Origin of the sequence: Streptomyces cucumeris, from assembly GCF_024295805.1 — a bacterium.
Classification (GTDB): Bacteria; Actinomycetota; Actinomycetes; order Streptomycetales; family Streptomycetaceae; genus Streptomyces; species Streptomyces cucumeris.
Genome location: NZ_JANCLX010000015.1, coordinates 151,698 through 169,721 on the forward strand (window position 1 = coordinate 151,698; position 18,024 = coordinate 169,721).

An 18,024-nucleotide genomic window follows, 5' to 3' on the forward strand; every position below is an offset into this window, starting at 1 on the left:
GTGGGAGCAATGGGGTGTTCGGGGCGCGAAAGGCCCGCTTCAGCGCTCGCGTCCGGTTCCGGCCCGGCCCGCGGCTCTTCCCGCCGGGCCCCGGTCGGCCCCGGTCAGCCCCGGTCGAGGTAGGCCAGGACGGCCAGCACCCGGCGGTTGTCGTCGTCGGAGGGCGGCAGTCCCAGCTTGCCGAAGATGTTCGAGGTGTGTTTGGCCACCGCCCGCTCGGTGACCACGAGCTGGGCCGCGATCGCCGCGTTGGACCGGCCCTGTGCCATCAGCTCCATCACCTCGCGCTCCCGCGGGGTGAGGCGGCCGATCGGCCGGTCCTGGGCACGCCGGTCCAGCAGTTGCGAGATCACCTGCGGATCCATCGCGGTACCGCCCCCGGCCACCCGCCGCACCGCGTCGATGAACTGGTCGGCGTCGAACACCCGGTCCTTGAGCAGATAGCCGATCCCGCCGCTGCCGTCGGCCAGCAGCTCACGCGCGTACAACTGCTCCACGTGCTGGGAGAGGACCAGCACCGGAAGGCCGGGGCGGGCCCGTCGCGCGGCCAGCGCGCACTGCAGCCCCTCGTCGGTGAAGGACGGCGGCAGCCGTACGTCCACCACCGCGACATCGGGCTTCAGTTCCTCGAAGGCCCGGGTGAGCCCCGGACCGCTGTCCACGGCGGCCGCGATCTCGAAGTCGTACGCCTCCAGCATCCGCACCAGTCCGTCCCTGAGCAGGAACAGATCCTCGGCGATCACAACGCGCACGTGACGGCTCCAAGAGGTCATCGGGCCCCGGGTCGGGGCGGGGGCAGGGGCGGACGCGTCGAATGTACCGCTCACGGGGGCGGGCCCCCGGTCCGCGCCACGGGCGGACACCACGCACCGGGCGGGCCGTACCCCCGTGGAGGTCCGGCCCGCCCGGTGCGTACGGGGATCAGCCCTTCACGGGCCATTCCAGCGGCTCGTTGTAGAAGCCCTGGGTCAGCTCCACCGCGGCGGCCTTCTGGCCCTCCGGGATGAGGAAGGTGGTGCAGATCTTCTCCGACTGCCCGGCCGAGAGCTTCTTGTAGCTGTCGGGCTCGGGGCAGTTGTTCCACTTCGCCTCGCCCATGAGCACGAGGAGGGCGCGGGTGCGGTTCTGGACGTTGGTCCGCAGGACCAGGTCGTCGTCCATGTCGTCGAGTTCCATGGCCTTGCCGCTCTTGTGGGTGAGCGTGGACCAGACATGGACGGGTATCTGCAGACCGTCCTTCTTGTCCTTCTTCAGGCCGGACGCGTCCATTTCGGCCTTGGTGCCGGTCACCACCTTGGTGGGCGTGACCGTGAAGGTGGCCCCGTCGGACTCCTTCATATCGCTCTTCTGGGCCGGGCTGGGCTCACCGAGCCGGAAGGTCTGCTTCTTCTTCCCGGCGTCGGAGGGGGCCGCGGCATGGTCCTTCTTGCCGTCGGACTTCCCCTTCTTGGACCCCGAGTCATTGCAGCCCACCAGAGCCACCGCCAGTGCCACGACGCCCAGCGTCGCCGGCACGGCACGCGTCCACGTTCGCATGTCGTCCTCACTCTCCCCGTTGTGTGCGATCCCGGCCGGCCGTTCGACGGCATCGGTACCGGGCGATGACGTCTCCCTCGCGATCCTGCCGGGCGCGCGGGCACACGGATGTGCGGCAGCGCGGGACGGTACCGGGGGACATGACGTCGTGGATGATGGTAGCGAGTGGCCGGATCTCGCCTTCACGGGCCCGGGTCGGCGGACCGGGAGCGTGTCCCGGGCCGTTAGCCGAGCTTCTCCTCGATCCAGCCGACGCCGAAGCGCACCACCTCCGGCGCCTCGAACAGATGGCTCTCCGCGGCGCCCACCGTGCCCCGCACCCCGAACCCGGCGGCCAGCATGTCCCGCGCGATGACCGTGAACGGCTCCTCCCCGGGCACCACCGCGGAGTAGTCGAACGCCCCGTCCTCGGTGTCGATGTCGTGGAAGCTCCGCCACTCCCGCCGCCCGTCCACCAGGACCGGCTGCTCGTAGCGGACGTACCGCTTGCCGGGGGCCTCGGCCAGCGCCTCGGCGTGGTGCAGCAGGGTGATCGTGTCCAGCGGGGCGCCGAGCAGCAGCACCCGCCCGCCCCGCTCCGCCAGCCGCGCCAGCGGGCTGCCGGGGCCGTGCGGACCGTCCCACGGGTGGTCGGCCATCAGCTCACCGGCCGCCGCCCCGACCGCCACGAATCCGGCGTCGGGATGGCGGCTGCGGACCGCTCCCGGCCAGTGCCGCAGCGCCTCCGGCAGCCTGCCGTTGTGGTGGTCCGCCTCGCTCAGCGCCGGGTCGTAGGCGGGGTGTTCGGCGCGGACGGCCCGCTGCCACTCCGGTGGCCACTCGGCCAGGTCGTACGGCGGTGCGTCGTTCCAGCCGCAGGACGCCATCAGGGTGCCGTCCGCGCCCACGACGTCCAGCAGCGCGCCGATGACGGTGGGCGGGCCGCCCGCCACATAGCCGAGGGCGGACAGCCGGGTGTGGAACATGACCGTGTCGCCCTGGGTCAGACCCAGCGTCCGCAGATCTGCGGCCAGCCGGGTCCGGGTCACCGGGCCGCCGGACCGCTCCAGGAGTTCCTTCTCGTCCACGTCCTCACCCAACCAAAGGGGCACTGATACGGCATCACCTTTTCCGCCGGGCCGGGCCGGGCCGGGCCAAGGCCGTTCCGGGCGGGCGGATCAGGCGGTGGGCCGGGGCGCGGTGAGCGCGCAGGGGATCTCCATAGTCACCATGGTCGGCCCGCCGGGCGGACTGCTGACCGCGAGGATCCCGTCGAAGGCGCCCAGCCGCCGTTCGATCCCGTCCAGCCCGCCGCCCGGCGCGATCCGGGCGCCGCCACGGCCGTCGTCGGTCACCACGATCCGCAGAGTGGCGCCGTCATGGTGCAGATCGACCCACATCCGGGCGGCGCCGGAGTGCTTGGCCGCGTTGGTCAGCGCCTCGCTGACCGCGAAGTACGCGGCCGACTCCACCGGTTCGTCGGCCCGGCCCGGCACCTCCACGTCCACCTCGACCGGGATCGTCATCCGCAGCGCCAGCGCCCGTACCGCGTCGCCGAGACCGCGTTCGGCCAGGACCGGCGGATGGATACCGCGGACCAGGTCACGCAGTTCGGACAGCGCCTCCGCCGAGTCGCTGCGGGCCGCGGCGAGCATCTCCTTGGCCTTGGCCGGGTCCTTCTCGATCAGTGCCTCGATGGTGCCCAGGCTCATCCCCATGGCCACCAGCCGGGCCTGCGCGCCGTCGTGCAGATCGCGTTCGATACGGCGCAGTTCGGCGGCCGAGGTGTCCACCGCGTCATGACGGGTCTCGGTCAGCCGCCGCACCCGCGCGGCCAGCGCCATCTGCGGGGTGGGGGCCAGGAACGCCCGGGACACCAGGAAGCCGGTGCGCAGCAGCAGGGGCGAGATCACCAGACCGGCACCGAAGAAGACCACGCCGAGCAGCGCGGCGAGCAGCGCGGTCGACTGGGAGTCGATCGGGACGAAGGCGTACCAGTAGGTGCCGCCCGCGTCCACGACCGGCCGCCACACACCCGCGGCCATCACCCACGCCTCCACCCCGTAGGGGACGAAAGCGAAGGTCAGCGTGGCGAGGAACAGGCCGCCGATCATGTCGTAGAACAGCCACAGCAGATCCCGCCAGGTCGCCGGATCCTTCAGCAGGAAGGTCAGCAGCTCCACCTGGCCGGTCAGGCCCGGGCGGCGGTCCGCGGGCAGCGGGCGGTAGGGCACCGGGATCTCGACCCCGGCCCAGCGGGCGGCCAGCAGTCGCCGGGAGCCGGCATAGCTGCGCACCAGGCGCACCATCACGGGCGTGGTGAACATCCCCAGACCCAGCGGGATGAAGCACAGGGACAGCACCATCAGCGTGAACAGCGGGATCGAGCAGAGCGCCGTGATGAACAGCAGCGCAAGACCCTGTGCGCAGGCCGTGAACCCGCTGCGTACCTTCATGCGTCGTCCCCCTGGTGGTCGGTGCCCGGTGGCCCGGTGATCAGCCCTCATTCTCGGGCACGTCCAGTCTGCGGCCGCGTTCCTCCCCGGTCACGGGGGTCTGGCCCCGCCCGGGGGTGTAGCTGGCCCCACCCCCCGGTGTCGCCTTCCGGCTCCCGGACCCGGGGGCTGCCCGGCTGGGGCGGAAGCGCGCGGATTCCTAGCGTCGAGTACATGACCAACACAGTCCGTACCCCCACGGGAGAGACGCCATGAGCGCATCGAGGCAGGGCCTGGCCGTGCGGCTGGGCGGGTGGAGCACCCGCCACCGCAAGACCGCCATCATCGGATGGCTGCTGTTCGTCGTGGTCGTCGCGGTCGTCGGCGGGATGTCCGGCTCCACGGTGATGACGAACTCCGAGGGCGGTACGGGCGACTCCGCACAGGCCCAGAAGATCCTCGAGGACGCCGGGCTGCAGACTCCGGCCGGTGAGATGGTGATGCTGCGCAGCGAGCGGCCGGACGGCTGGCGCGCCGCCGCCCGCGATCTCACCACGCGCCTGGAGAAGACCGGGGAGACGGCGCGGATCCAGCCGCCGGTGCGGTCGCAGAGCGGACGCGAGGGGCTGGTCAGCTTTGATCTCAAGGGCGATCCGGACACCGTCGGGGACCGGGTCGGTCCGGTGCTCGACGCGGTCGAGGACACCCGGTCCGCCCACCGCGGCATCACCGTCCACGAGTTCGGCGACGGCAGCGCGGCGCACATGCTCAGCGGGATGCTGGACGACGACCTGAAGAAGGCGGAGCTGACCGCGGTACCGCTGGCGCTCGGCATCCTGCTGGTGGTCTTCGGCGCGCTGGTGGCGGCCCTGCTGCCGGTGCTGCTCGGGGTGACGGCCTGTATCGGCACCTTCGGACTGCTGGCGCTGGTCAGCCATCAGGTGTCGCTGGCCGAGTCCACCAACTCGGTGATGTTCCTGGTGGGGCTGGCCGTCGGCGTCGACTACTGCCTGTTCTATCTGCGCCGGGAGCGCGATGAGCGGGCCGCGGGGCGGGACGCGGCCACGGCGCTGCGGATCGCGGCGGCCACCAGCGGCCGGGCGGTGCTGGTCTCCGGGATCACGGTCATGCTGGCGATGGCGGGCATGTTCCTGTCCGGACTGCTGCTCTTCAAGGGGTTCGCGGTCGCCACCATCCTGGTGGTGCTGATGGCGATGCTCGGCTCGGTGACCGTACTGCCCGCGATGATGTCGTGGCTGGGCGACCGGATCGAGGCGGGCCGGGTTCCGCTGCTGAACCGCCGCCGGAAGAAGGGTGTGCACACCAGCGGCGGACTCTCCGGGGCGCTGGTGCGGCCGGTGCTGGCCAAGCCGAAGCTGTTCGCCGTGGTGTCCACCGGTCTGCTGCTGGTCCTGTGCGCTCCCGCGCTGGGGATGAAGACCGAACAGCTCGGCATGGAGAAGCAGTTCGGCTCAAAGGCCGAACTGACCGTGGCCTTCAAGGAGATCACCGGTGCCTTCCCCGGTGGCCCGGCCCCGGCCGAGGTGGTCGTACGCGCCGATGACATCGGCTCGGACCGGTTCGGCGCGGCCGTCGCCGACCTGAAGAAGGAGATCACAGGCTCGGGCCGGTTCGGCAAGACCGTCGAGGTGGAGCTGCACCGGAAGGAGGGCGTGGCCCGGATCGAGGTGCCGCTCTCCGGCGACGGACACAACGCCGCCTCCGAACGCGCCCTGGACACCCTGCGCGAGGACCTGGTGCCGCGGATCCTCGGACCGGTCTCGAAGGAGGCGTACGTCGGCGGTGAACTGGCCGGGAACCTCGACTTCAACGACCAGCTCAAGAGCGATATCGCCCCCGTCCTCCTCTTCATCGCGGGTGTGACCTTCCTGCTGATGCTGGTGTGCTTCCGTTCGGTGCCGATCGCGCTCGCCTCGATCGTGCTCAACCTGCTGTCGGTGGGCGCCGCGTACGGCACGATGACCGCCGTCTTCCAGCACGGCTGGGGCGCCGGGGCGCTGGGCATGGAACCGGCGGGCGCGATCGAGGCGTGGATGCCGCTGTTCGTCCTCGTCATCCTCTTCGGGCTGTCGATGGACTACCACGTGTTCGTGGTCTCGCGGATCCGTGAGGCCCGTGACCGGGGGCTGGCCACCCGTGACGCGATCCGCGAGGGCATCCGGACCACGGCGGGCTCGGTCACCGGGGCGGCCGTCATCATGGTCGCGGTGTTCGCGGTCTTCGCCCTGCTCCAGATGCAGGACATGCAGCAGATGGGGGTCGGTCTCGCGGTGGCGGTGCTGGTGGACGCCACGCTGGTACGGATGGTGCTGCTGCCCTCGGTGCTGGCCCTGCTCGGGGAGCGCGCCTGGTACCTGCCGCGCGGTCTGCGGTGGCTGCCGCGGTTCGGGCACGGCGAGGAGCCGGTGGGGGACGGCACGGCCGAGGCCCCGCGCTCCCGGGTACCGGCGGGCCGCTGAGCCGCCGCCCGGCCGCTGATGCCACCGCCCCGGCAGGTCCTGGACCTGCCGGGGCGGCGCCGCGTCCGGGGACGGCGGGGGGTCAGCCGACGGGCGCGGGCGGAACGTACTTGTAGCCCACCCGCCGCACCGTCACGATCGTCCCCCGGTGCTCGGCGCCCAACTTGCGGCGCAACCGGGCCACATGGACGTCGACCGTCCGGCCGTCGCCGACGTGTCCGTATCCCCAGACCGTGGTCACCAGCTGATCGCGGGTGTGCACCCGGTGCGGATGGGCGACGAGATGGGCCAGCAGCTCGAACTCGAGGTAGGTCAGTTCCAGCGGCCGTCCGGCGATCCGCGCGGTCCGCCGGTCGGGGTCGATCCGCACCGGTCCGTCCCCGGTGTCCACCGTCCCGCTGTCCAACGTCCCGGTGCCCGCCGCCACGGTGTCACCGGACGGCTGCGGGGCGGCGGTGGCGGCGGCGGTGGCCAGGGCGGTCGCGGGATCCTGCCGCTCGGCCGGGACCAGCACCAGATAGCCGATCATCGGCGGCTGGCCGGGCAGCGAGGGCAGGGTGTGCGCCGGTGCGGGCAGCCAGGTCGCCCCGGGGTGGAGCAGTTCGGCCACCGGTGGCACCTCGTCCGGCGCAACGGCCCGCAACCGTTGACGGTGGGCGGAGGCCGCGGGGGCGGGGGAGGAGGAGAGGCTACGGACGTTGGTCATGGGAGTCAGCTCTTTCGCGCTCGCGAGGTCGTCGGGGACGTCGTGCGCGCGGGCTGGGCATCTGGCCGTGGAGCCGCCGGAGATGGTGCGGTGGCGGTGGGTTCAGCGGCCGAGCGAGCGGGCCCGCGCACGGAACGCGCGGCAACACTCGCGGTCGAAATGGTGCGCCTGCCGGGACGGCCAGAACGGCTCGAGGTCCAGACGACCCGTCGCGGCGTGGTGGAGGCTGACCATGCCCCTATTGAAGCAGACGACGTGCCCGCTCCGCTCGGTCCCGGGACGGGACGAGGGCCACATCAGGACAACGTCAGCGGAGTGCCCCGCCCCGGCCGGAGGGCCGGGGCGGGGCGGGGCGGTCCGTTGGGGTCAGGAGTTGACCTGAGCCGAGACCAGGGAGGAGAAGGTGGTCAGCCGGCTGTAGATGCCCGGGTAGCCGGCCAGGGCGCAGCCCTCGCCCCAGGAGGTGATTCCGGCCAGCTTGCCGTTGATGACCAGCGGCCCGCCGCTGTCGCCCTGGCAGGTGTCCACGCCGCCCTGGGTGTAACCGGCGCAGACCATGTCGGAGGCGAGGTAGTCGGAGCCGTAGGAGCTGCGGCAGCTGGAGTCGGACACGGTCGGCACGGTGGCCGTGCGGAGCTGGTTGGAGGAGGAGCCGCCGGAGCGGGTGGTGCCCCAGCCCAGGATGCGGGCGGTGGTGCCCGCGGTGTACACACCGGTGTCGGACGGCGAGACATAGGGCAGCGTGCTGTACGGCATGGCCGTGGACAGCGTCAGCACCGCCACGTCGTCGCCGTTGGTGACGTCGGTGTAGGACGGGTTGATCCAGATCCTGCTGACCCTGCTGACCGTTCCGTTGGTGCCGTTGCGGTAGGTGCGGCCGCCGACCACGCGCACACTGCTGGTGGTCTCACCGACCATGCAGTGGGCGGCGGTGACCACCTTGGTGGGTGACACCAGCGTGCCGCCGCAGAACTGTCTCTGCGAGGAGTCCGTGATCTGCATGACGTACGGATAGGCGGACGCCGTCGTGGTGGTACCGCCGACGATGGGCTTCGGCGCCGCCTGGGCGGTGCCGGTCATGACTCCCGCGATGGATGCCGCGGTGGCGAGGACGGCCGCGGCCGCGAGGCCGGCGCGGCGGGGGAGTGTGAAGGACATGCTTCTCTCCAGGGTTTCGGTGAGTGGGGGAAACCTGAAACGGAGCGCGTCGCGCCGACGGCGCCCCCTCTTCGCCCTGGGGCGGAGCGGGTCGCACTGCGTCGTCGACGGCGGGTTCACGCTAGAAGCGTTCGGGCAACTGCCCAATGAGGGTTGCCCCTTGAGGTCCGGTATAGGGAAATCCCCCTGTCCCGTGGGGAGTCAGGGGGATGAGGGCGCCGGATCGGTCCGGCTGCCGGAGGGGTCTGGCTGCCGGGGGCGTCAGGTGCCGCCGCGCGTTGCCAGTCTGACGATGTCCACCCGCGATCGGATCCCCAGCTTGCGGTAGACGCGGGTGAGCGTGGCCTCCACGGTCTTGACGCTGATGAACAGCCGCGCCGCGATCTCCCGGTTGGTGGCGCCCTCCAGCACGAGCGTCGCGACCCTCCGCTCCATCTCGGCCAGGGTGTCCAGCAGCCGTGGCGGCGACAGCGCCTCCGCGGGCAGCGTTCCCGCCGCCGTTCCCGCCGCTGTTCCCGTCGTTCTTCCCGCTGCCGGGGCGCCCGCCCGCCACGCCCCGGTCGCCGGTCCCGGCACCGGCTCCGCCTCCACCGCGGCGCGTTCGGCCGTGGCGCGTTCCAGCCAGGGATGGGCGGCGGCGTGCCGGAAGACCCGGACCGCGGCGTCCAGCGCCGTACGGGCCGTCGCGATATCGCCCCGGCGCAGCTCCACATGGGCCAGCGCCAGTTCGCACCGGCCCAGCTCGATGCGGTAGCCCAGCGCACGCAGTTCGCGCCCCGCCGTCCGCAGGGTGAACGCGGCCCGCCCCGGATCGCCCTGCGCGGCCGTCATCAGCGCCTCGGCCCGTGCCAGGACGGCCAGCACACTGCCGCGCCCCAGCCGGGTGGCGGACTTCCGGGTGGCCTCGACGACCTCGGCGGCCTCCTCCGGTTCACCGATGCCCACGAGCGCCTCGGCCAGATCGCCCTGCCAGCGGCCGCGCGCCGGATCGGTCACCCCCTGGCCGCGTTCCAGCTCCCGCACCCGCCGCAGCGCCGTCACCGCCCCCTCGGTGTCCCCGGCCACCAGCCGGGCGTGGCCCAGCGCGTACAGATTGCGGGCGAGATAGAGGAGGTCGCCGTCCTCCTCGGCGCTGCGCACGGCGTCCTGGGCCAGCGACAGCGCACCGGCCACACTGCCGCCCGCCGCCTCCGCGAGCGCCGTGAGCTGGAGCGCGGGCCCCTCGCCCATCCCGGCGTCCCGGGCCAGCCGCAGACTGCGGTGGGCGAGGTCCAGCGCGGATTCGCAGCGTCCGGCGCGCAGTTCGGTCTCGGCCAGCCCGCGCAGGAACAGGATCTGGCTCTCGACCGCCCCGCGCCGCTCGGCCAGCCGGACCAGCGTGCCGACCGCCGTCCGGGCCTCGTCCAGCCGGTCGCCCATCAGCAGACAGCGGAAGCGGGTGTAGCCCGGTCCGTTGTGGTCGCAGGTCACCCGGGGGTCCTGGGGCTCCTCCAGGGCCCGGGCCAGGGTCCGTTCGGCGTCCCGATGGCCCATCAGGGTCTCGGTGAGCGCCTGGAAGGACAGTGCCAGCAGCTCGGTGCGGCGGTCGTCCGCCAGCCGCGCGAGCCGCGCCGCCTCGGCGGCCTCGCCCCGGGCCCGCGGCAGTGAACCGCGCACCAGCACGGCCCGCCAGGACAACTGGTAGCGCAGCGGGGCGAGCAGCCGTGGCTCACCGCCCGCGTCGGCGAGCGCCCGCGGGAAGACATCGTCCACGTCGGCCATGGCCTGTCCGGCGGAGTCGATCACCGCGATCCAGCCGCGGACGCGGTCGGCGGGGCGTACGGATTCGGCCAGCACCTCATGGGCGGTCGCGCGGGCGAGCTCCGGCTCCCCGGCGGTCAGCGCGTCCTCGGCCGCGTCCAGCCGCCGGGCGTGGGCGGCGGAGGCGTCGTCGGCCGGGGTGCGGTCGGCGGCGAGCAGTCCGAGCCGGGCCGCCGCCGCGGGCGCCCCGCGCTCCCGGGCGACGGCGGCCGCGGCGGCGAGGGTCCGTGCGACGCGCTCGTCCCGTCCGGGGGTGGCCAGCGCCAGATGGCGGGCGCGTTCGATGAGGTCGGTGGAGGCGGCGCCGAGCGCGGCGTGCGCGGCGCGCCGTTCGCGCGGGGCGGCCGCCGCGTACAGGGCGGCGGAGACCAGCGGATGCGTGAACCGCACCACCGGCTCGGCCTCCTCGTCCACGATGCCGAGCGCGGCCGCCTCACCGAGCTCGGCCTCGGCCTCGGTACGGCCCGCCGCGCGCAGCAGCGCGACGGTGGGCCGGGCGGCGGCGCTGGCCAGCAGCAGGGTCTCCCGGGTGCCGGGGCCGGGGGCGCGCAGCCGGTCCAGGACGAGGGCGCGCAGGCTGGTGGGCACCGGCAGGTGTTCCCCCGGCCTGGGCGGAGCCCCCGACTCGGCCAGCGCGCGGCCGAGTTCGAGGGCGTAGAAGGGGTTGCCCGCACTGGTGCGGTGTATCTCCCGCAGCACGGGTCCGGGCAGCCCCACCCGTCTTCGCGCCGACAGCAGCGCGACGGTCTGCGGATAGGTGAGGGGCGGTACGGCCAGCACCAGCGCGGGTGGCGGCAGTACGCGGAGGTACGGCGTGCCGAGGTGCGCCCCGGGGGTGTCGGCGGGGCCGTGGGCCGCGTCGTGGCCGGGGGCGGCACAGGGATCCGCGATGCCGAGGTGGTGGGCGGGGTCCGGCCGGGGGATGTGGGACCGGGCGGGGGCGGCCCCCGGTTCCGGGGTGCCCCAGGTGTGGGCGGGGAGGAGGGCCCGGTCGGGGTCCGGGCCGCCCCATCCGCCGTCCGCGCCCGTGTCCCTCGTGCCACGCGGCCGGTCGGCGCCCGGCCCCTCCGTCCGTCCCGGCCCCTCCGTCCGGCCCGGGGTGTGCGTGCGGCCCGGGGTGTCCGTGCGGCCCGGGGCCGATATCTCCGGGCCGGTCCGTACCGCGGCGATCATCTGGACCGGCAGCCCGGCCGTCCGCCGCGCGGCGAACTCCAGCAACTCCCGGCTGGGCGCGTCCATCCACTGCAGGTCATCGGCGACCACCAGCACCGGGCCCCGCCCGGCCAGCGCCCGGAACACCGACAGCACGGCCAGCCGCAGCGCCAGCCCGTCGTACCGCTCCGACGGGCTCTGCCGCCCGGTGAGCGCCGCGTCCAGAACGGTGCGCTGTGAGACGGGCAGTTTGTCCGAGACCTCATCGGCGACGGGCCCCAGCAGATCGATCAGGGACAGAAACGGAAGCTGGCTCTCGGAGGCGGTCGGGGCACAGTCCAGCACCAGCCGTCCGCGGCCGGAGGGCCCGGCGGCGAGCGCCCGCAGCACCGTGGACTTGCCGATCCCGGCCGGTCCCGGCAGCAGTACACTGCCGCCCCGCGCCAGCTGTTCACGCCCTCGTACCAGCAGCTCATCGCGTCCGACCACGGGCTCTGGCTGTTCGCCGTACCGCTCCACGCGTATCGCCCTCCCCTGCCTCCCGAGCGCGCGGCGCCCGGTCAGGAGTGGTCCGGTGGCAAACCATGCGGCATCGGAGCCAACCAGACATCTACCTGTAAACCAAGGCGAGGCGCACAATGGTGGTGCGGTGTTTTACCGCACTGCGCGGTCAGACTTGCATGGATCGAAGGAGGCGAGTCGTATGGCCGACGTCTCACACACCAGAGGGGATATCACGGGCCACCCTGATGTGACCGAAATGCGGGAGCGCTACGCCCGCATGATGGACGCGCGTGATGTGGTCTTCCTCGACGGACCGGTGCTTCTCGCCGGTCTGTACTTCGCCATCTCTCCCTGGGTGGTGCACTTCTCGAGCACCAGCCCCAACCTCATGGCCCACAACCTCATCCTCGGCCTCGCCATCGCGCTGCTGGGGGTCGGCCTCACCGTCGCACCGAGGCGGATGTACAGCCTGTGCTGGACCATGGCCGCGATCGGTGTATGGATGATCATCTCGCCCTGGGTGGTCGCTCGGGGCCCCGACGCCGGAATGATCTGGAACAACGTCATCGTCGGCGCCATCACCTGCCTGTTCGGGCTGGTGGCCGCGGGGATGGTCATGAAGAAGGGCCGGGGTGAGACCTGACCGGTTCATCGACAGGGATTTCAGACCCGAGACCGAAGGAGAAGGCCGCCGACCGCACGGCACGCCCTGACGGGCCGTGCGGCGGGCGGCCTTCGCTCTGCCCGGCCGGTCCGGGCCTTGCCCGGCTCGGCCCGGGTCAGCCGATCGGTTCGGGCAGGGGCACCACGTCATAGGAGCATTCGATCGTCTCGCCGGTGGCCGGATCGCCCAGCTCCACCCGCCAGCGCTCGGCGAACTGGTCCACCCCCTCGGCCATCGGGATCGTCCCGGAGATCAGCACCGTGCCGGGTATCAGTCCACCACGCTCACGCAGCACCTCGATCCAGTACGCGGGCGGCAGCAGCTCGGCCAGGGTGCCGCGCTGCACCTCGGTCTCCGCGCCGTCATGGGTGACCCAGGCCCGTAGCGTCAGATCGTCCAGCCGTGGCGCCACATCCGACAGCCGCCAGGCGCGCGAGGCGAGCACATCCGGGCCCGCGTTCTTGCTCCAGGCCACGCCGTGCACCTCCAGATCGCGGTCGGTGTGGTCACAGGCGGCGGTCAGCAGCAGCTCACCGTCGTCCGCCACCACCAGCGCCCATTCGGCCTCCCCGGAGGTACGGGCGTGCTGGACGCTGACCCGCGCCGTCTGCTGGGCGAGATACGGCGAGACCGGGTAGAGCGCGGGCGTCACGGCCGGTGCGGGAACGCCCAGCTCGGCGAGTTCGGCGACGTGCGCGGCCACGTCCTCCTGGCTGCGCCCGGCATAGCCCGCGTTCAGCACCTGGACAACGGTTGCCTCGCGGGTGGAGCCGTCGGGAAGCTCGAAGGTGAGCGTGGTGTGCGACGGGGGCGGACGGGTCCGGGCGTGGTGGAGCGGCTGATGTGTGGTGGTCATCGGCGGATGCCTCCAGGGCGCGGTGCGGGGCGGTCGCGGAGTGCTGCGGTCACGGAGCGGTCGATTTCCGCCCCGGGGGTTGCGCATACGGTGTGTATACAACAAGTATGCCGGAAGGTCGAACGCGCGCACCACCGCACGCACCACCCATGAGGACGGAACATGCAGCCCACAGCACCGGCACCGAGCGCGGCAGCGCCCCGGCCCGGCGGGCCCGGGGTACGCCGGGCCTTCGTCGCCAGCCTCACCGGCACCGCCCTGGAGTGGTACGACTTCGCCGTCTACTCCGCCGCCGCGGCCCTGGTCTTCGGCGATCTCTTCTTCCCCTCCAGCGATCCCTTCACCGGCACCCTGCTGGCGTTCTCCACCTACGCCGTCGGCTATATCTCCCGTCCGCTGGGCGGCTTCGTCTTCGGGCGGCTCGGTGATGTCATCGGCCGCAAGAAGGTGCTCATCGCGACGCTCGTCCTCATCGGCGCCGCGACCCTGCTGATCGGACTGCTCCCCACCTACGCCACGGTCGGGGCCGCCGCCCCGGCCGCCCTGGTGCTGCTGCGCTTCGCACAGGGCGTGGGCGTGGGCGGTGAATGGGGCGGTGCGGTACTGCTGTCCAGCGAGTTCGGCGATCCCCGGCGGCGCGGCTTCTACGCCTCCGCCGCCCAGGTCGGGCCCCCGGCGGGCAATCTGCTGGCCAACGGGGTGCTGGCCGGGCTCGGTGCGGCGCTGACCGAGGAACAGTTCCTCTCCTGGGGCTGGCGGGTGGCCTTTCTGCTCTCCGGTCTGCTGGTGGTCTTCGGCCTGTGGATCCGCGCCAAGCTGGAGGAGACCCCGGTCTTCCGCGAGATGGAGGCCGCGCAGAGCCGTCCCGAGGCACCGGTGCGCGAGGTGTTCACCACCCAGCCCCGGGCCCTGACCGCGGCGATCCTCTGCCGGATCGCGCCCGATGTCCTCTACGCCATGTTCACCGTCTTCGTCCTCACCTACGCCACCGACGAGTTGGGCATGTCCCGTGGCTCCGCGCTGACCGCCGTCCTGATCGGCTCCTCCCTCCAGATCGTCCTGATCCCGCTCGCCGGTGCCCTCTCGGACCGGATCAACCGGCGGCTGCTGTACGGCGGTTCCGCGGTGGCCGCCGGAATATGGCCCTTCCTGTTCTTCCCGATGGTCGCGGACGGGAGCTGGGGGCTGCTCACCCTGGGCGTCATCGGCGGACTGGTGATCCACTCGCTGATGTACGGGCCCCAGGCGGCCTTCGTCGCCGAACAGTTCTCCCCCCGGCTGCGCTACACCGGCTCCTCGCTCGCCTACACCCTGGCCGGGGTGGTGGGCGGCGCGGTGGCGCCCCTGCTGTTCACCACCCTGCTGGGGACCTACCGCGCCTGGGTCCCGCTGGCCCTCTACATCGCGATCACCGCCGTGCTCACGGTGACCGGTCTCTGGCTGGGCCGGGACCCCGCCACCGCCGCGGAGGAGGAGCCGGACCGCGGACCCGCCGGCCGTGCCGTGCCCGCGACCACGACCGCCTCCGCCAAGCGGTAGGGCGAGCCGCGGCGGGGAAGGGGCGGGATGGACACCCCTTTCGCACTCCGCCCTTCTACACTCCGACCCTCCGCACCAGGACACGACCACCCGGGACCGCCCGATGGGCCCCGGCCGACCGACGAGGAAACGAGGCAGCACCCGCCATGCCCCTGCGCATCGCACTGAGCCAGCTCACCACCGGCCCGGACCCCGCGTCGAACCTCGCCCTGCTGCGCCGTGAGGCACAGCGGGCGGCGGAAGCCGGGGCGCGTCTGATCGCCTTCCCGGAGGCCGCCATGGCCTGCTTCGGCACCCGGCTCGGTCCGCTCGCCGAACCGCTGGACGGCCCCTGGGCCACCGAGGTCCGGCAGATCGCGAAGGACACCGGTCTCGTGGTCGTCGCGGGCATGTTCACCCCCGCGCCCGACGGACGGGTCACCAACACCCTGCTGGCCACCGGCCCCGGGGTCGAGGCCGCCTACGACAAGATCCATCTGTATGACGCCTTCGGTTTCCGGGAGTCCGACACCGTGGCGCCGGGCTCCCAGGTGGTCACCTTCGATCTCGACGGGGTCGGGATCGGCCTCGCCACCTGCTACGACGTACGCTTCCCGGAGCTCTTCCGGGCCCATGCCGACGCGGGTGCGGTGGTCTCGCTGCTGCCCGCCTCATGGGGTGCGGGGCCGGGCAAGCGTGAGCAGTGGGAACTGCTGACCCGTGCGCGGGCGCTCGACGCCACCGTCTGGCTGGCCGCCGTGGGCCAGGCCGACCCGGCCGCCTCCGGCGCCGCTCCCGCCCCTGCCGGAAGCGCCCCCACCGGTATCGGGCACAGCGCCCTGATCGGCCCCGACGGCACCGTGCGCGAGCGGCTGGACGCCGCTCCGGGTCTGCTCGTCGCGGACCTCGACCCCGATGAGGTCACCGCGGTGCGCCGGACCCTGTCCGTTCTGGAGAACCGCAGGCTGGGCGACCGGCCATGAGCGGCGACCACGGGGTGGAACGGGGTGCCGAGGGCGGAGTCACGCCCGGCGCCAAGCCGGAGCGCGGGCCCCTGGCGCTCCGAGGAGGGCGTCACCATGCTGGTGATCACCTATCCGGAGGCGCCGGACGGCCGATGAGTCCGCCGGACCCGCCCGGACTCACCGCACCCACCTGGACTCGCCCGGACTCACCCGGCGAGCAGCACCTTGAGCGTCGTCTCCAGATGGCCGCTGATCGCCGCGCGGGCGGCCTCCGTGTCCCCGGCGGCCACCGCGTCCAGGATGGCCCGGTGCTCGCAGAGCACTTCCTCCTGGCGGCCGGTCTGGTTGTACAGGGCCACCACCCCGGCCCGGATCTGACGGCTGCGCAGCCCTTCGTAGTGCCGGTTGAGGAGTTCATTGCCCACCGCGGCGATCAGGGTCGCGTGGAACAGGTGGTCCACGGCGATGAACTCCTTGGCCTGGTCGGGGCCGGTGAGCCCGCGCTGCCGCTCCAGCAGCTCGGTCAGCTCCGCCACCGGCACCTTCCCCGCCGCGATCGACTGGTCGGCTGCGTACCGCTCGACGATCCCCCGCAACTCCATCAGCTCGGTGATCTCCCGGCCGGACAGCGGCGCGATATGCGCACCGCGCTTGGGGACCAGCCGGACCAGGTCCTCGGCCGCGAGCAGCAGCAGGGCCTCGCGGATCGGGGTCCGGGAGATGCCGATCCGGTCGGCGATCTCCTGCTCGGTCAGGAACCTGCCCTGCATGTCGGGATCGGTCAGCACGGTTTCCTTCAGAAACGCGTACGCCTTCTCTCGTCCGGACTGCACCTGGGCCCCCATGGCTGTGGCTCATCGCATACAACTCGTATACGGAAATTATCACGGAGGGACGGGACCCGCGCCGGTGATCCGTGAGCCGGGGCCGGCCGGAGCGGAGCGGGCCGGCGCTCATCGCGCACTCTGCCCATCGGTCCGCCCGGCACCCCGGCCCACCAGCCGCAGACCGCCCTCGGCGCTGTCCCGCCCGGTGTCCTCCGCCGCCTGCTTCTCGGCCCCCATGACCAGCACCACCTTGCCGGTGACGGTGCCCGACTCGGCCAGCCGCATTGCCTTCGCGGCCTCGCTCAGCGGGATCCGCGCCGCCACCTGGGCGGAGAACTCCCCGCTCGACAGCAGCGCCAGCACCTGGCCCAGATCGGCGCGCATCCGCGCCTGGTAGCTGTCCAGCCGCCGCCGTCCGGCCCACAGGTTGTAGAAGTGCGCCCCGCGTCCGTTCGGTAGCAGGTTCCACAGCAGCAGCCGCCCGAACAGCTTGAGCACCGGCATCCGCGACGATCCCGCCACATCCCGGGTGGCGGCCGTGCCGTACGAGACCAGCGTGCCGCCACGGGTCAGCAGCCGGAAGGAGTCGATGATGCCCTCGCCGCCCACATGGTCGAAGACCGCGTCCACCCCGCCGGGCGCCAATTCGCGCACCCGCGCGGTCAGATCGGGGTCCCGGTAGTCGAGCGGAACGGCGCCCAGCGCCCGGACGGCCGCGTGATGGCGGGGTGAGGCGGTGCCGATGACCCTGATACCCGCGTGCCGGGCGAGCTGGACGAGGGTGGACCCCACGCCGCCATTGGCCCCGAGGACCAGGATCGTGCCCCCGGAGCGGACCTTGGCCACGCGGTGGAGCATCTGCCACGCCGTGATCCCGTTGACCACCACCGTCTCCGCCTCGGCCGCGCCGACCCCGTCCGGCACCGGGACCAGATCGCCCGCGTCGACCAGGGTGTGGGTGGACCAGCCGCCCGTCTTCGTCAGCACCGCGAACCGGCCGCCCCGCAGCGCCGGGTCCACCCCGGCGCCGGTGGCGACGACCTTCCCCACCAGGTCATAGCCGGGCACGAAGGGGAACGGCGGCTGGTCGTAGTACTTCCCCCGGCGCATCTGCTGCTCGGCGAACGAGACCCCGGACGCCTCGACCTCCACCAGCGCCTGGCCGGGGCCGGGCTCGGGGAGCGGGCGGGTGCGGACCTGGAGCCCCTCGGGCTCCACCTGACCGGGCAGCACGATTTCGGTGAGCATGACGACCTCGTTTCTCCTGGGCCTCGCGATCGCCGTGAGGTGATCGATGTGAGGTGTTCTTTCGTCCGTGAGAACTTCTAACTAAACAATGAACCTGTTACCCTCGATGTGTCAACCCCGGATCCGCACCGGGATTCCGGGCCGGAAGCGGGCCCCGGCCGGCAGCCCCGGTCCGGGCCGCCCGTACGGAAGGTGA

14 protein-coding genes are annotated in these 18,024 nt (G+C 72.7%); 4 read left to right on the forward strand and 10 right to left on the reverse strand.

Annotated elements, in window-relative coordinates; translation table 11 throughout:
* Nucleotides 1–104: 104 nt before the first annotated feature.
* From NMK44_RS22550 to NMK44_RS22565, 4 genes are all read right to left on the reverse strand, one after another.
* The gene (locus NMK44_RS22550; RefSeq protein WP_254745848.1) at nt 105–752 is read right to left on the reverse strand and encodes a LuxR C-terminal-related transcriptional regulator; all 648 of its coding nucleotides are present in this window, start codon (nt 750–752) and stop codon (nt 105–107) included.
* 169 nt (nt 753–921) lie between these two features.
* Entirely contained in the window at nt 922–1,536 is a 615-nt protein-coding gene (locus NMK44_RS22555) for a hypothetical protein (protein ID WP_254745850.1), read from the reverse strand.
* A 224-nt stretch (nt 1,537–1,760) separates the two neighbouring features.
* Nucleotides 1,761–2,603: an aminoglycoside 3-N-acetyltransferase gene (gene aac(3) / locus NMK44_RS22560; protein ID WP_254745903.1), complete on the reverse strand. Its 843-nt coding sequence runs from the start codon at nt 2,601–2,603 to the stop codon at nt 1,761–1,763.
* A 90-nt stretch (nt 2,604–2,693) separates the two neighbouring features.
* Nucleotides 2,694–3,971: a sensor histidine kinase gene (locus NMK44_RS22565; RefSeq protein WP_254745852.1), complete on the reverse strand. Its 1,278-nt coding sequence runs from the start codon at nt 3,969–3,971 to the stop codon at nt 2,694–2,696.
* Nucleotides 3,972–4,222: 251 nt separating this feature from the next.
* On the opposite strand from NMK44_RS22565, the gene NMK44_RS22570 reads away from it, so the two are divergent.
* The gene (locus NMK44_RS22570; RefSeq protein WP_254745854.1) at nt 4,223–6,430 is read left to right on the forward strand and encodes an MMPL family transporter; all 2,208 of its coding nucleotides are present in this window, start codon (nt 4,223–4,225) and stop codon (nt 6,428–6,430) included.
* 82 nt (nt 6,431–6,512) lie between these two features.
* Here the strand turns inward: NMK44_RS22570 and NMK44_RS22575 are convergent, their stop codons facing one another.
* The 3 genes from NMK44_RS22575 to NMK44_RS22590 form a co-directional block, all read right to left on the reverse strand.
* Nucleotides 6,513–7,136: a winged helix-turn-helix domain-containing protein gene (locus NMK44_RS22575; RefSeq protein ID WP_254745856.1), complete on the reverse strand. Its 624-nt coding sequence runs from the start codon at nt 7,134–7,136 to the stop codon at nt 6,513–6,515.
* A gap of 366 nt (nt 7,137–7,502) precedes the next feature.
* The gene (locus tag NMK44_RS22585; protein ID WP_374215319.1) at nt 7,503–8,294 is read right to left on the reverse strand and encodes a S1 family peptidase; all 792 of its coding nucleotides are present in this window, start codon (nt 8,292–8,294) and stop codon (nt 7,503–7,505) included.
* Nucleotides 8,295–8,555: 261 nt separating this feature from the next.
* On the reverse strand, nt 8,556–11,765 hold the full coding sequence (locus tag NMK44_RS22590; protein ID WP_254745860.1) for a helix-turn-helix transcriptional regulator: 3,210 nt from the start codon (nt 11,763–11,765) through the stop codon (nt 8,556–8,558).
* Nucleotides 11,766–11,949: 184 nt separating this feature from the next.
* Between NMK44_RS22590 and NMK44_RS22595 the strand changes: the two genes are divergently transcribed.
* Nucleotides 11,950–12,393, forward strand: a complete 444-nt coding sequence (locus tag NMK44_RS22595; protein WP_254745862.1) for an SPW repeat protein — start codon at nt 11,950–11,952, stop codon at nt 12,391–12,393.
* A 136-nt stretch (nt 12,394–12,529) separates the two neighbouring features.
* Here NMK44_RS22595 and NMK44_RS22600 read toward each other — a convergent pair whose 3' ends face one another.
* Nucleotides 12,530–13,270 (reverse strand): DUF2848 domain-containing protein, encoded by a 741-nt coding sequence (locus tag NMK44_RS22600; protein WP_254745864.1) that lies wholly within the window; start codon nt 13,268–13,270, stop codon nt 12,530–12,532.
* Nucleotides 13,271–13,432: 162 nt separating this feature from the next.
* Between NMK44_RS22600 and NMK44_RS22605 the strand changes: the two genes are divergently transcribed.
* Together NMK44_RS22605 and NMK44_RS22610 are read left to right on the forward strand one after the other, a co-directional pair.
* Nucleotides 13,433–14,809 (forward strand): MFS transporter, encoded by a 1,377-nt coding sequence (locus NMK44_RS22605; protein WP_254745866.1) that lies wholly within the window; start codon nt 13,433–13,435, stop codon nt 14,807–14,809.
* Nucleotides 14,810–14,961: 152 nt separating this feature from the next.
* Nucleotides 14,962–15,771 (forward strand): carbon-nitrogen hydrolase family protein, encoded by an 810-nt coding sequence (locus NMK44_RS22610; protein WP_254745906.1) that lies wholly within the window; start codon nt 14,962–14,964, stop codon nt 15,769–15,771.
* A gap of 188 nt (nt 15,772–15,959) precedes the next feature.
* On the opposite strand, the gene NMK44_RS22615 is transcribed toward NMK44_RS22610, so the two are convergent.
* A complete protein-coding gene (locus NMK44_RS22615) occupies nt 15,960–16,586 on the reverse strand; it encodes a GntR family transcriptional regulator (protein ID WP_254745868.1) in 627 nt (208 codons plus the stop codon).
* A gap of 120 nt (nt 16,587–16,706) precedes the next feature.
* Nucleotides 16,707–17,828, reverse strand: a complete 1,122-nt coding sequence (locus NMK44_RS22620; protein ID WP_254745870.1) for a medium chain dehydrogenase/reductase family protein — start codon at nt 17,826–17,828, stop codon at nt 16,707–16,709.
* Between the last annotated feature and the right edge of the window lie 196 nt (nt 17,829–18,024).